18 protein-coding genes are annotated in these 13,220 nt (G+C 62.3%); 9 read left to right on the forward strand and 9 right to left on the reverse strand.

What is annotated here, in order from left to right; genetic code table 11:
• The first annotated feature begins 163 nt into the window (after window positions 1-163).
• Complete coding sequence (locus HNQ71_RS01685; RefSeq protein ID WP_184870886.1) at window positions 164-697, forward strand: hypothetical protein; 534 nt, start codon at window positions 164-166, stop codon at window positions 695-697.
• A 27-nt stretch (window positions 698-724) separates the two neighbouring features.
• Here the strand turns inward: HNQ71_RS01685 and HNQ71_RS01690 are convergent, their stop codons facing one another.
• The 4 genes from HNQ71_RS01690 to HNQ71_RS01705 form a co-directional block, all read right to left on the reverse strand.
• On the reverse strand, window positions 725-1,126 hold the full coding sequence (locus HNQ71_RS01690; RefSeq protein ID WP_184870887.1) for a hypothetical protein: 402 nt from the start codon (window positions 1,124-1,126) through the stop codon (window positions 725-727).
• Between the two features lie 187 nt (window positions 1,127-1,313).
• Entirely contained in the window at window positions 1,314-1,829 is a 516-nt protein-coding gene (gene ldtR, locus HNQ71_RS01695; protein WP_013896002.1) for a transcriptional regulator LdtR, read from the reverse strand.
• Window positions 1,830-2,067: 238 nt separating this feature from the next.
• The gene (locus HNQ71_RS01700) at window positions 2,068-2,490 is read right to left on the reverse strand and encodes a DUF6163 family protein (RefSeq protein ID WP_184870888.1); all 423 of its coding nucleotides are present in this window, start codon (window positions 2,488-2,490) and stop codon (window positions 2,068-2,070) included.
• Window positions 2,487-3,530, reverse strand: a complete 1,044-nt coding sequence (locus tag HNQ71_RS01705; protein WP_184870889.1) for an enoyl-CoA hydratase/isomerase family protein — start codon at window positions 3,528-3,530, stop codon at window positions 2,487-2,489. The genes HNQ71_RS01700 and HNQ71_RS01705 overlap by 4 nt, the downstream gene beginning before the upstream one ends.
• A 188-nt stretch (window positions 3,531-3,718) precedes the next feature.
• Between HNQ71_RS01705 and HNQ71_RS01710 the strand changes: the two genes are divergently transcribed.
• From HNQ71_RS01710 to HNQ71_RS01725, 4 genes are all read left to right on the forward strand, one after another.
• Window positions 3,719-4,198, forward strand: a complete 480-nt coding sequence (locus HNQ71_RS01710) for a pyridoxamine 5'-phosphate oxidase family protein (protein WP_184872195.1) — start codon at window positions 3,719-3,721, stop codon at window positions 4,196-4,198.
• A 16-nt stretch (window positions 4,199-4,214) separates the two neighbouring features.
• Window positions 4,215-5,045 (forward strand): DUF2066 domain-containing protein, encoded by an 831-nt coding sequence (locus HNQ71_RS01715; protein WP_184870890.1) that lies wholly within the window; start codon window positions 4,215-4,217, stop codon window positions 5,043-5,045.
• Window positions 5,046-5,155: 110 nt separating this feature from the next.
• Window positions 5,156-6,187 carry a porphobilinogen synthase gene (gene hemB / locus HNQ71_RS01720; RefSeq protein ID WP_184872196.1) on the forward strand — a complete coding sequence of 344 codons (1,032 nt, stop codon included), beginning with the start codon at window positions 5,156-5,158 and terminating at the stop codon, window positions 6,185-6,187.
• Between the two features lie 202 nt (window positions 6,188-6,389).
• Window positions 6,390-7,034, forward strand: a complete 645-nt coding sequence (locus tag HNQ71_RS01725) for a dihydrofolate reductase family protein (protein ID WP_184870891.1) — start codon at window positions 6,390-6,392, stop codon at window positions 7,032-7,034.
• Between the two features lie 48 nt (window positions 7,035-7,082).
• On the opposite strand, the gene ppk2 is transcribed toward HNQ71_RS01725, so the two are convergent.
• Window positions 7,083-8,003 carry a polyphosphate kinase 2 gene (ppk2, locus tag HNQ71_RS01730; protein ID WP_184870892.1) on the reverse strand — a complete coding sequence of 307 codons (921 nt, stop codon included), beginning with the start codon at window positions 8,001-8,003 and terminating at the stop codon, window positions 7,083-7,085.
• A gap of 267 nt (window positions 8,004-8,270) precedes the next feature.
• On the opposite strand from ppk2, the gene HNQ71_RS01735 reads away from it, so the two are divergent.
• Both HNQ71_RS01735 and HNQ71_RS01740 read left to right on the forward strand, forming a co-directional pair.
• Entirely contained in the window at window positions 8,271-9,314 is a 1,044-nt protein-coding gene (locus tag HNQ71_RS01735) for an aldo/keto reductase (RefSeq protein WP_184870893.1), read from the forward strand.
• 331 nt (window positions 9,315-9,645) lie between these two features.
• The gene (locus HNQ71_RS01740; RefSeq protein WP_095085720.1) at window positions 9,646-9,798 is read left to right on the forward strand and encodes a hypothetical protein; all 153 of its coding nucleotides are present in this window, start codon (window positions 9,646-9,648) and stop codon (window positions 9,796-9,798) included.
• Between the two features lie 54 nt (window positions 9,799-9,852).
• Here HNQ71_RS01740 and HNQ71_RS01745 read toward each other — a convergent pair whose 3' ends face one another.
• Window positions 9,853-10,113, reverse strand: a complete 261-nt coding sequence (locus HNQ71_RS01745; protein WP_027028494.1) for a DUF982 domain-containing protein — start codon at window positions 10,111-10,113, stop codon at window positions 9,853-9,855.
• A 93-nt stretch (window positions 10,114-10,206) separates the two neighbouring features.
• Window positions 10,207-10,872 (reverse strand): GntR family transcriptional regulator, encoded by a 666-nt coding sequence (locus HNQ71_RS01750; RefSeq protein WP_184870894.1) that lies wholly within the window; start codon window positions 10,870-10,872, stop codon window positions 10,207-10,209.
• A gap of 181 nt (window positions 10,873-11,053) precedes the next feature.
• Here HNQ71_RS01750 and HNQ71_RS01755 point away from each other — a divergent pair, with 181 nt between their 5' ends.
• Together HNQ71_RS01755 and HNQ71_RS01760 are read left to right on the forward strand one after the other, a co-directional pair.
• Entirely contained in the window at window positions 11,054-12,310 is a 1,257-nt protein-coding gene (locus HNQ71_RS01755) for a multidrug efflux MFS transporter (protein ID WP_184870895.1), read from the forward strand.
• Between the two features lie 42 nt (window positions 12,311-12,352).
• Window positions 12,353-12,727, forward strand: coding sequence for a DUF423 domain-containing protein (locus HNQ71_RS01760; RefSeq protein ID WP_184870896.1), 375 nt, complete (start codon window positions 12,353-12,355; stop codon window positions 12,725-12,727).
• Between the two features lie 123 nt (window positions 12,728-12,850).
• On the opposite strand, the gene HNQ71_RS01765 is transcribed toward HNQ71_RS01760, so the two are convergent.
• On the reverse strand, window positions 12,851-13,000 hold the full coding sequence (locus HNQ71_RS01765; RefSeq protein ID WP_184870897.1) for a hypothetical protein: 150 nt from the start codon (window positions 12,998-13,000) through the stop codon (window positions 12,851-12,853).
• Window positions 13,001-13,058: 58 nt separating this feature from the next.
• Window positions 13,059-13,202 (reverse strand): hypothetical protein, encoded by a 144-nt coding sequence (locus tag HNQ71_RS01770; RefSeq protein ID WP_184870898.1) that lies wholly within the window; start codon window positions 13,200-13,202, stop codon window positions 13,059-13,061.
• Window positions 13,203-13,220 lie beyond the last annotated feature (18 nt).

A 13,220-nucleotide genomic window follows, 5' to 3' on the forward strand; every position in this document is an offset into this window, starting at 1 on the left:
CGGCAACGTGGCCTTGGCCCGCGATTTGCGTCGGGCGATGCAGCGAAATGAAAAGCCCGTGCTTTTTCGGCACCGATCCGCGGTTGCCGGCCGCGATATCGACCGGTTACCACGAGCCCTTGATGCTACACTGACAAGCCAGTCCAACGCGAGGAACGAGACCATGCCTGGTGTCCTTTCAGTCGTCGCGGCCTTCGCCTTGGCCGCAGGTCCGAACGGCGGCACCCCGACGCCGGAGGAAGCTGTTGCCTATTTCGTGCACGGCCTGGAACAGGGCGCGATCCCCAAATACGGGCAGCAGGCCGACGAACCAATGAAGCAAGTTTCCCGATCGCCGGCGATTTTCACCAGCACGGGCCCGAACGAGGTCGGCGACAGAACCGAAACGCTGAGGTTCATCGTCACCCGACTGGATGATTGCACCTACAGAGCCGAACAGCAGTTCGAAGAGGACGGTGCCATCTACTACCGCCTGACCTACGAACTGCGGCTTGGCGGCGTGACCGGCCTGTCGTTCGACAATCCGCCGGCGACCATCGCGCTGAAGGGGCTGGCGAAGACATGCACGACCGACACCGAGGGCAGTTGCGACCTGACGCGCGATCCCGAAACAATCGGTCCGTTCTTCGGCGAGCCCGGCCAGGCCGAACAGGCGCTTGCGTATTTCCACGAGAAATTCTGCCCGTTGCAGCCGTGATCCTATCCGGCTGACTATCTCACGATCTCATTGTGGATTTTCAACATTTGGGGCCGGACTTGACTGCGACCTCAATTCCGAACATCTCTGCAGCACCTCGCGCTGAGGATAGCGCAGGACCTTGTTGTCCTCCAGTTTGAGCAACAGTTCCCGTCTCTTGTCTGTGCTCTCACCATCGGTACACGACATATCCAGGATGACGACATCCAGGCGGTTGATCTTCTGAATTTTGTCCAACGTGCAGCCGACCTCCCACATCTCGACTGCCTTGTCGGTAAACGTCACTATCGAGTCATTGTTGTCGCATTGGGCGCTGCCTTCCGCAGCGAAAGAATCCTTCCACCACTCCTCGGCGAAAGCCGTTTGCGAGACCAGCAAAAGCGCGATGGCAACCCAGCAAATCTTCGAGCGTTTTCCCAGACCCATCATGCGCGCCCTCCGGGCCGTAACATTAGGCACTGCTACAACGAAAGCAAACCTGGCGGCATAGTGTCGACCGGTCGCCTGAGCTTCGGGACCAGGAAAAGAAAAGGGCCGATGCCTTTTGGCACCGGCCGTGACCAGAGGTCGACATTTCGGCCGCGCTTCTGTGGCGCGGGCCAGATCCGATGCCCGCTTACATCCGGTAGGCGATGGTGTCGTTCCAGAAGCGATCGAGCCGCTGCAACGCGCGGTTCATCTGCTTGAACTCGTCGGTGTTGATGCCGCCGACCTGCTCGATCGAGCCGACATGGCGCTCATAAAGGCCGGCGACGACGTCCGCCACCTCGTTGCCCTTCGGCGTCAGCGAGACGCGAACAGAGCGGCGGTCGATGCGCGAGCGCTGATGGTTTATGAAGCCGAGATCGACCAGCTTCTTCAGATTGTAGGAGACGTTCGAGCCGAGATAGTAGCCGCGCGAACGCAGTTCGCCCGCGGTCAGCTCCGAATTGCCGATGTTGAACAGCAGCAGCGCCTGGATGGCATTGATGTCGGAGCGACCGTTGCGGTCGAACTCGTCCTTGATCACATCAAGCAGGCGGCGGTGCAGCCGCTCTACAAGCTGCAGCGATTCCATGTACAGCGAGCGGATAGCCTCGCGGCGGTCGTCGGATACGTTGGCGGTCTTCGCCGCCGGACGCGAATTGATCATTGTCTTTGCCTCTCGTTTGTCGCCCTGGTGATTTTTTGTTTTTCACCTTGATCGCGACACTATCGAATACTCATAAAATTCGACTTAAACGCTAGGGCTAACAAGAGCTTACCGGTAAGAGGTTTCGAAAGAGGCTTAACGAACGGTCACGCAAGCAAGGATAATTAACCTAAAGATTTAGCCAACAATTGCGGGGCTGAATTGAGGCAGCCGCCAGGTCGCCAATGGGCTCAAGGGGTTAGTGCCGCACCGGTCGTTTCTGCAGCCAGATGATCACGCGAAAAGCGATATAAAGCAGCGCCACGACCGCATGCGAGACGACGATGAGCATGCGGTGGCCGAAAAGCTCGGGAAAACCGGCATACATGACAGTCTCGGTCACCGCGCAGATGAACCAGATCACCGGCCCCCAGGACGCCAGCATCCACAGGCCGGCGGCGGCGAAGGGGAAAAACACGGCGAGAACCACCGCCGCCACCTGCCAGTGCACCGGCATCAGGTCGAAGCGCCACAACGAGCCCGGATAGAAGCCGATCAGCTTGATCCAGTAGAGAATGCCGAACAGCAGGCAGTAGCCGGCGACGACGCGCTGGAACCAGGCGAATATCAGCTCCACGCCCGAGGGCTGGAGCACGGCGCGTCTGGAGGTCACCTCGCTCACAGGTGCAACTCCCGGTCGCCGAGCGAGGCGAAATAGGCGTCGACATCCGCCTCGCTGACCGCACCAAGGTCAGCGGGCCGCCATTGCGGCTTCGAGCCCTTGTCGATGATGGCGGCACGGATGCCTTCGTAGAAATCGTGGCCAGCCAGCATCCGGATGAGGATGCGGAACTCCATCTTCATGCAGGCGTCCATGGACATGGTCAGCCCGGCGCTGATCTGGCGCCAGGCGACGCGAAGGCTGGTCGGCGAACGCGTCCGGATCGTCGCCAGCGTCTTGGCCGCGAATTCGTCGGCGCCTGCCGCCCGTTCCAGGCTGTCGACGACGGCCTCGAGCGATGGTTGCGAAAAATGACGTACGATCGCCTCCAGCGTCGGCCTGTCGGTCTCACGTTTTGCCTGGACGAAGAAACCGCGCAGGACTGATTCCGGATCGCCGGTCAGCATCAGCCGGTCGAGGAAGCCACCCTGGTCCGCAGCCTTGATGGTGTGGGTGGCGAGCCCCGACCACAGCGCGTCGCCATAGCGGATGCGATTGCCGGTCAGCGCCAGATACATGCCGAAGGAGCCGCCGAGATCGGGCAGCAGATGGCTGGCGCCGACATCCGGGAAAAAACCGATGCCGACTTCCGGCATGGCGAACTGGGCATTTTCGGTCATCACCCGGTGCGAGCCGTGGAAGGAGATGCCGACACCGCCGCCCATGACGATGCCGTCGATCAGCGCGACGTAGGGTTTCTTGAAGCTGTGGATGCGGGCGTTGAGCCGGTATTCGTCGGCGAAGAACTCGACCGGCGGCTTTCCCGCCCGGCCGGCCTCGTAGATATGCAGGATGTCACCGCCCGCCGAAAATGCCCTGCCCTCGGCCTTGACGATGACGACATCGACGCCCTGGTCGGTCTCCCAGGCGCAAAGAGCAGCATTGAGCGCCCGGATCATGCGGTGCGTGACGGCATTGAGCGCTTGCGGCCGCGTCAACGTGACGACGCCGGCCCGGCCCAGATGTTCGAAGCGGATCTCGTCGCCTCCGCCAAAATCCATCGTGAAAGAATCCCTCCCCCGCGCCGGCGGGATTGAAGTGCTAAAGCGTGGCGCATGGGTGCGTCAATGCCAAGCCCAGTTCGGTGTCGGGTCAGTTTGCATTTCGAGAGAGGTCAGCGCCATCCTTTGCGTCGCGGCCAAATGGGTGCAACCATCCGTCGGTGAGGCTATTGGGAGGCTATTTGGCGATGCTGCGGGAGTTCGACCCGGACGATGTTCTAAGTCGCCCGCTGATGGCGAATTTGGCGACCGTCGGCGTGGACGGCGCGCCGCGCAACGCGCCAGTATGGTTCATCTGGGAAGACGGTGCGATCTGGCTTCTCGGATCATCGGATGGAAGCGCGGTAAAGCATCTTGAAAGAGACCCACGCTGCGCGGTGGAAATTGTTCACTTCGACAACAATGGCGGCATCTTGCTGCACCTCGGATTGCGCGGCACCGCCACCATCGAACAGATGTCGCCAGACCGCTTCAAACGGCTCCTTCACAAATATCTCGGTCCCGAAGCAAGCTGGAACGAGTGGTTCATCGACAACGTGGCGCAGATCGAACATCCCGATGGGCGCATGATCAGGCTTGCCCCAGTCAGCATTTTCACCAACAACGTATCGTTCTTCAGAACCGGCCCTGACCTTGCATGGCCGGCCCTATTTCGACGACGGGTCTAGAAGCGAACGGTGAGCCATGCCGCGGTATTTGCGCCTCGCCCTTTTTCTGGGTGGCCTGCTGGCCATCTGCGCCATCAATGGTCCGGCCAGGGCAACCGATGTCGAGGATCTCTATCAGTCGCAGACCATCGTCAACGGTAAGTATGAAAAGCACCGCGAGGTCGGCTTCAAGTTCTGCCTCGACGCGGTCCTGGTCCGGGTTTCCGGCGATCAGCGCCTGCCGGCGAAACCTGAGATGACGGCACTGCGCGACAAGGCCGGCAGCTTCGTCGCCAGCTTCAGCTACCGCGACCGCATGGAAGGCATTCCCAACCATGACGATCAGGGCACGTATGATCGGCCTCACAATCTCTATTGCCAGTACAAGCCGGAGGTGATCGACCCGGTGCTGGCCTCGCTCGGCAGCAAACCGTGGCTGACCGAGCGGCCACGGCTGGCGGCGTTTTTGGCGACCGAGCGCGCCATCAGGCATTTCGCGCTCGATGCCGCTGACGAGCGCGGCGTGCTGATGCGCGAGTCGTTTGGCAACGCCGCTGCGCCGCTCGCCATGCGGGTGACTTTTCCGACAGCAGTGCTGCTGTCGCAGGCGGGACTGGACGACAGGACGCTGCGCGACGCCGACATGGCAGTGCTGGACACCACCGCGAAGAAGGCCGGCGCCGATCAGGCGCTTTCCGGCACCCTGGTGTGGAGCGACAAGGAGTTCGGCTGGATTGCCGACTGGCGGCTGGCAATGGCCGGCAAGACCTATACCTGGCAGGTTCGCGGCGTTTCCTTCGACGAAGCTTTCCGCTTTGCCATGAGGGGCGCGGCGCAAATCCTGTCGGGCAATGGGCAACCGGAATAGGGCTCTGTCTGATCGCTGGCACAAACGTGTCGCATTGGTCAGCGGCAAGGGCTCGTGGTAAAAGCCGCCGAACGAGAGTTTTGGCGATGAACAAATTCACCCCGACGGCGATGAACAAATTCACACCGGCAAAGCCAGCCGGCGCGCGCAGCGTCGACGACATCACCGGCAGCCGCCGCTTGCGCCGCATGCGCAAGGCCGACTGGTCACGTCGCCTCGTCCAGGAGAACCGGCTTACGGTCGACGATTTGATCTGGCCGATCTTCGTCGTCGACGGCAGACAAGTGCGCGAGCCGATCGCCGCCATGCCGGGCGTCTTCCGCCTGTCGATCGATCTCGCCGTCAAGGAGGCCGAACGCGCGGCAAAGCTCGGCATTCCCGCGCTCGCCACCTTCCCCAATGTCGATATCTCACTGCGCGACCAGACCGGCTCGCACATTCTCGACCCCGACAACGTCATCAACCGCGCCACCCGGGCGATAAAGGACGCGGTGCCTGAGATCGGCATCATCACCGATGCCGCGCTCGATCCGTTCACCAGCCACGGCCATGACGGCATCCTGCGCGACGGCATCATCGTCAATGACGAGACGGTGGAACAGGTGTCCGCCGCGGCCGTCATCCAGGCGGCGGCCGGCGCCGACATCATCGCGCCGTCCGACATGATGGACGGCCGCATCGGCGCCATCCGCGATGCGCTCGATGCCAACGGTTTCCAGGAGGTGGCGATCATGTCCTATGCGACCAAGTTCGCCTCGGCCTTCTATGGTCCCTATCGCGAGGCGGTCGGCACCGCCGGCCTGCTCAAGGGCGACAAGAAGACCTATTACATCGACCACGCCAATTCCGACGAAGCGGTGCGCGAAGCCGAACAGGACATCGCCGAGGGCGCCGATATGCTGATGGTCAAGCCCGGCCTGCCCTATCTCGACATCATCCGGCGGCTGAAGGATGAATTCCAGATGCCGACCTTCGCCTACCAGGTGTCAGGCGAATATTCGATGATCAAGGCCGCCGGCGCCAATGGCTGGATCGATGGCGAAAAGGCGATGCTGGAATCCTTGCTCGCCTTCAAGCGTGCCGGGTGCGACGGCATTTTGACCTATTTCGCGCCCGAAGTGGCAACGATGCTGAAGGGATAGTTTTCTCTTCCCACCGATGGCCGGTCGCAGCAGGCAAGGCCGGCGACCTCCTCGATATCCATGAACAATTTCCGGCTTCCGGACGGGCGCCCGCGCGAGGGTCGTTGGACCAATCGCCGGGGTTTGCTGCATCCAAATAAACCGCTTGCATTTCGCAATCAGTTTGCTACTGCTAGCGCAACTGGTTATGGAGGAAGCTTTCATGTCCAAACTTCGCGTCAATGCTTTCACCCTGTCGCTCGACGGCTACGGCGCCGGGCCGGATCAGGATCTGCAAAATCCGCTCGGTGTCGGCGGGGAAGCTCTGCACAAATGGGCCTGGAGCACCCGCACCTTCCGCACGATGTTCGGCGAAGAGGGCGGCGCGACCGGCACTGACGAGGACTTTGCAGCGCGCAGCTTCGAGAATGTCGGTGCCTGGATCCTCGGCCGCAATATGTTCGGACCGATCCGGGGCGAATGGCCTGACGATAGCTGGAAGGGCTGGTGGGGTGATAACCCGCCCTACCATGTGCCGGTTTTCGTGCTGACACACCACAAGCGGGCATCCCTGCCCATGGAAGGCGGCACAACCTTCCATTTCGTCACAGACGGTATCCATTCGGCACTTGAACAAGCCAAAGCGGCGGCAGATGGCAGGGACGTGCGGGTTGGCGGCGGCGTCGCCACCATCCGGCAATATCTGCAGGAGAAACTGATCGACGAGATGCATCTGGCGATCTCGCCGCTGCTGCTCGGTGCCGGCGAGAACCTTTTTGCCGGCCTGAACATGCCCAAGCTTGGCTACCAATGCAGCGAACAAGTGGCGACAGCGCTCGCCACTCATGTGGTCATCAAGCGGGTTTAGGCCAGGCGCCACCTTCTCCCCCTGTGGGAGAAGGTGGCGTTGGCGTTCTCAATACTTCTCCGGCACGTAGAGTTCGCGAGGCAGCGTCTGGCGCTCGTATTCGGGATTGAAGACGCGCTCGGGCAGTGTGATCTCCTCGTGCGGCACCTCTTCATACGGCATCTGCTTGAGCAGATGGTCGATGCAGTTCAGCCGCGCCCGCTTCTTGTCGTTGCCCTCGACGATGAACCAGGGCGCTTCGGGAATGTTGGTGCGAGCGAAGGTCTCTTCCTTGGCCTTGGTGTACTGTTCCCAGCGCACGCGCGACTGCAGGTCCATCGGCGACAGCTTCCACTGCTTCATCGGATCATGGATGCGCATCAGGAAGCGCATTTGCTGCTCCTCGTCGGTGATCGAGAACCAGTATTTGACCACGGTGACCCCCGAGCGGACCAGCATGCGCTCGAACTCCGGCACGTCGCGGAAGAATTCTTCGACCTGATCGGGCTCGGCAAAACCCATCACCCGTTCAACACCGGAGCGGTTGTACCAGGAGCGGTCGAACAGCACGATTTCGCCGCCGGCCGGCAGATGCGGCACATAGCGCTGGAAATACCATTGCGACTTCTCGCGCTCGGTCGGTGCCGGAAGGGCGACGACGCGGCAGATCCGCGGATTGAGCCGCTGGGTGATGCGCTTGATGACGCCACCCTTGCCGGCGGAGTCGCGGCCCTCGAAGATCACCACCAGCTTCTTCTTGTGATAGGCGACCCAGGACTGCAGCTTGATCAGTTCGGACTGCAAGGTGATCAGGTCGCGAAAATACTGCATGCGATCGATCGATGGCGGATGCGAGTTCTTGTAGATCTTGGCGATCTCCATCGACAGCGCCGGCTCCGACATTTCGAGCTCATAGTCCTCGTCGAGCGTGTCGGCGAGCTCGGCTTCGAGCCAGTCCCTGGCAGGAGAATTCTGTTTTAGCTCGGTCATATCAGCTGCTCCGCTTGCAAGCCCCGTCAATCCACGTCCGGCGCCCCCCCCTGGCCTGCTTCCCGGAGTGGCAACACCTGAGCCGACTTCAATATAGGCCGGCAGTGACGGTTTTATTGCAGTGTGGGGGGAGACTGCCGCCACTACAATTCCGCGAGGCATGCTCGATCCATCGTCGTGGCATGGCGACAGACGGCTTGAATTGTCCTACAAATGTGGCGAGCCCGTTCGGGCACTGCCTTTCAACAACAAATCGCGAGGACTGACATGGAATACCGCACCCTCGGCCGTTCCGGCTTGAAAGTTTCGACCCTGACCATGGGCACCATGACCTTCGGCGGTGCCGGCGCATTTTCGGCTGTCGGCAAGACCGACCTCGACGAGGCGCGCCGGATGATCGACATCTGCATCGATGCCGGCATCAATGTCATCGACACTGCCAATGTCTATTCAAACGGCATTTCCGAAGAGATCATCGGCGAAGCGCTCGGCGGCAAGCGCAAGGGCGACGTGCTGATCGCCTCCAAGGCGCGTATGCGGATCGGCAAAGGCCCCAACGACGAAGGCCTGTCGCGCTATCACCTGATCCGCGAATGCGAGAAGAGCCTGAAGCGGTTGAAGACCGATGTCATCGACATCTACTTCCTGCACGAATGGGACGGTACGACACCGCTCGAGGAAACCATCGCCGCGCTCGACACGCTGGTTGCCCAGGGCAAGGTCCGCTATGTCGGCTGCTCCAACTATTCCGGCTGGCAGGTGATGAAGGCGCTGGGCATCAGCGACAGCCATCAACAGCCGCGCTTCGTCACCCAGCAGATCCACTACACGCTGGAAGCGCGCGAGGCGGAATATGAATTGCTGCCGATTTCGGTCGACCAGGGGCTGGGTGTGCTGGTCTGGAGCCCGCTTGCAGGCGGATTGCTGTCCGGCAAATACCGCCGCGACAGCCCGACCGCCCGCCAGCTCGCCGGCTGGTCGGAACCGCCGATCCGCGACGAGGACCGGCTCTGGCGGATCGTCGATGTCCTTGCCGAGATCGGCGCGCAGCGCGGCGTGTCGGCGGCCCAGGTGGCCCTGGCCTGGCTGCTCGGCCGGCCGGCGGTCAGTTCGCTGGTGATCGGAGGCAGGACCGAAACGCAGTTCCTGGACAACATCGCCGCGGCAAGCCTGGTGCTGACCGGCGAAGAGCGTGGCCGCCTCGATGCGGTCAGCCGGCCGCCTTTGCTCTATCCCTACTGGCATCAGCAACTGACGGCAAAGGACCGCTTCGGTGCCGCCGATCTGGTGATTGACCGCAGCGGCGTGTGACAACAGGAGGTTTCCGGGCGGAGCTCGGCGGACGAAGTCCGCACTTAACCCGTGATATAGCGCCTGCGGCGCGATATCGCGCACGACGTTTCGCGCGTAATAAAAAAACCCTTGCGGTCGTTCGCTGTATGGTGGCCATGGTTCACTTGATCAAACAAACGCGGGATCTTGATGCGTTGGCGCGCTGGCCCCCTACACCATTGTGCCGCGCATCTTGCAAGCCGGACCATCATTGACGCGAACGGCCGGGCACGATCGCTTCAGCTGTTGTGTTTGACGGCTAATGCTCCTAGGCAGGGTCAGAGCCGCAAGGCAGTGAAAAGGAGCCGATATGGCGCGACCACCAAACTACGATCAGGAACGCAAGGAACGCGACCGCCAGAAGGCGGCCAAGAAGGCTGAAAAGCTGGCGGCCAAGGTTGCCGCGCGCGAGCGTTCGAAGCCCGAAGACGAGACTGAAACCGAAACCGAAACGGCAAAGTGACGGCAAAAGGCCCGCGCATGCGGGCCGTGCCTCATTCCAGATTGTCGCCTTGGATCAGGCCGGGGCCTTGTCGCTGACAAAGACGTCCACTTCGCGCGCCGCCGCAATGAAGGCGCGCCTGGCGTTCATCGCCGGCTTGTCGCCGGCCAGCGCATCGTGACAGGCCTGCAGGGCCGCGCGATGCTTGGGGCTGCGTTTGCCGGGCCAGCTGTTGAGCAAGTAATCGGAAGCTTCACGAGCCGTACGCAAGAGCTGAGTGCTCCCCGCTGTGACTGACTTGACGGTCACGGGTGTTTCAAATCGGTTGTTTTCCATCGCCGCTCTTACGCCATCGGTGTCCGCGAAGCGAGGCCGAAAGTGGACGGCGCGCCCAGACGCCGCCTTTTGCGCAGCACATACCGACATGCCTTAAGCGGCGATGACAGCAAAACCCCTGGCGCGAAGACCGCGCCTGTCGTTGGCGAGCGACGTCACCAGGCGGTCGCGGCTACCGACGATGTGGGCCGAAAGCAGGCGCGCGGCCTGATCGGCGTCGCCGAGGCGTGCCGCTGCCAGAATTGCGCGATGTTCGGCCCAGGCGCGTGCAAGGGCCGCCTCGTCGCGAACCTCCAGCCAACGGGCCCGCGACAGGCGCGTCATGGCATCGCGGACCGCCCGGAACAGGAATTCGTTGCCTGATAAGCGCGCCAGTTCGATGTGAAAATCCATGCCAATACGATGCCATTCCTCGCGTGGCGTGTCGGTGTCGCAGGAATCGAGCATCGCCTCGATCACATCGACTGCGCTGCGGTCCGCCAGGGTACATGTCAGGCGAAGGGCTGCAACCTCGACCGCCTCCCGGTAGACGGCAATCTGCTCGAGCTCGGCCAGGTTGATCGGCGACACGGTCCAGCCACGGCCGTCCCTGCCGACCAAGCCCTCGGTCTCGAGCCGGAGCAGCGCGGCCCTGACCGGGGTTCGCGACGCGCCGAAGCGGCTTTCGATCCAGCGCTCGGTGAGTTTCTCGCCGGGACCGATCTCGAGGCCCAGGATCATCTGGCGAAGCTGTTTTTCGACGCTCTGCATCTGCGACATTGTCGTTCCCGTTTTCTGACCGTTGGATGGCGATCGGTTTCTGGCCGCGCTTCCCGGTCACGTTTGAGAGGGTCGCATTGACAGCACCCACGCTTGCGTCCATGACGGATACCATCTTGGTATCCCAAAACGGTATCCGCAGCAACCGCCAACACGGCATTGCTCGGACAGGACGCATGACATGCAGAACACGCCCCCGACGACCGACAGCACCTACAACATCCACTGGCGGCGTAATCTGTTCGTTTGCTTCGCCGGTTCGTTCTCGACACTTATCGCCATGACGCTGCTTTTGCCGTTCCTGCCGCTCTATATCGAGCAGCTCGGCGCTGAAGGCCACGCGGCCATCGTGCAATGGTCGGGGATCGCCTATGGCGCGACCTTCTTCGCGGCGGCACTCGTGGCGCCGCTGTGGGGACGTCTGGGCGACCGCTACGGCCGCAAGGTGATGTTGGTCCGCGCCAGCTTCGGCATGGCCATATGCATGTCGCTGACCGGCATGGTGCAGACCGTCTGGCAGCTGGTGCTGCTGCGGCTGCTGATCGGCTTTGCCGGCGGCTATTCCTCGGGATCGACCATCCTGGTCGCCATGCAGACGCCCAAGGAGCGCTCCGGCTGGGCATTGGGCCTGCTGTCGGCCGGTATCACCGGTGGGGCACTGGTCGGCCCGCTGGTTGGCGGCGCCCTGCCGCCGCTGATCGGCATCCGAGCCACCTTCCTGCTGTCCGGCGGCGTCATCTTCCTGGCATTCCTGGCGACCACGTTTCTGATCAAGGAGAACCCCCGGCCGAAAGCGACGGCCGCCGCATCGAAGGACAAGCCGAAAGGCGGCTGGGCGCAAATCCCCGACAAACGGCCTGTCATCGCCATGCTGGCGACCGGCATGCTGTTGAGTTTCGCCACCATGTCGATCGAGCCGATCATCACCGTCTATGTGCAGCAGTTGATCGAAGACCAGAGCCGTGTCACGCTGATATCTGGCGTCGTCATGTCGGCGGCGGCGCTTGGCGCCATCCTGTCGGCTTCACGCCTGGGGAAACTCGCCGACCGCATCGGCCATTGGAACGTCATCATCGGCGCGCTTGCCGTCTCGGCGCTGCTGCTGATCCCGCAGGCCTTCGTCACGCAGAGCTGGCAACTCATCGGCCTGCGCTTCCTGATGGGCCTGGCGCTGGGCGGGCTCCTGCCCTGCATCACCAGCGTCATCCGCCACAATGTTCCCGACGGCGTCGGCGGCAATGTGCTCGGTCTCTCGATCTCAGCCCAGTATGTCGGACAGGTCGCCGGCCCCTTGCTCGGCGGATTTGCCGGCGGCCATTTCGGCATGCGCTCGGTGTTTCTGGGCACATCGGTCTTGATGGCCGGCGGCGCGGTGTATAACTGGCTGGCACAATCGCGCCGCGAGCAGGACATGCTCGCCAATGCCGGCAAGCCCTGACCGAATTGGGTCGCATGCCTTGAACGTCACGGAGCCCCAGACATGAGCACGGCCGAGCAATCTTCCGTCAACAGCGGCCGGTTCCTCGTCCTGGCTGGCGGCCTCTGTGGCGCCGCCGGCGTGGCGCTGTCGGCCGCGGCGGCGCATCTGGGCGGTGCCTTTGTCGGCACTGCCGCATCCTTCTTGCTCATGCACGCGCCGGTCTTCCTCGCGACCGGATTGCTTGGCGCGAACCGGGCGCTGCGCATCGGCAGCCTGATCCTGCTGGTTGGGCTTTTGTTGTTCTGTGGCGATCTGCTGGCCCGCGACTTCCTCGGTTCGCGACTGTTCCCGCTGTCGGCGCCGATCGGCGGCACCTTGCTCATCGCCGGCTGGCTGGTGATCGCCGGCTCGGCGCTGGTGCGCGCGCGTTCCTGATCGGACTGCGCCAGCAGCCTTGGGTCGATGTCTCCGGGGGTCGATGTCTCCGGGCGCCCTGTCTGGGACCGGTCCCATTCGCGAAAACCTACGCAAGCATCGCAAACCTCGTCTGTGGAACAATCAATCCTGTCGGCGCTCAGGCTGATCGAGCACTTCGCGATTGTGCCGCCGCAGCTTGGCCAATAGACGCCTCTCCGGTCGCCTGGACGCCGGCGCGATGCCCCAGTAGTTGCGGTAGATGTCTTCGAACAGATAGCTCACGGGATGCATGATGCACTCCTTTCAATTTTGAATCGATCCAATCGGCGCGCACGTAAAGGCAGTCCGATCAGCTCCGTTTGCGCTCCAGGAGTGACCGCAGTTCGCGAACCCATGGGCTGTCCCTCTCGCGGCGCTTCTGCGTCGTGACTGTCGAGCCGATGCTCCAGTCGTTGCCGTAAATGTCCTGGAAGAGATAGTTGACGGGATGCATGACACATCTCCCTTTCCT

Source organism: Mesorhizobium sangaii, assembly GCF_014207355.1.
GTDB classification, from domain to species: domain Bacteria; phylum Pseudomonadota; class Alphaproteobacteria; order Rhizobiales; family Rhizobiaceae; genus Mesorhizobium; species Mesorhizobium sangaii.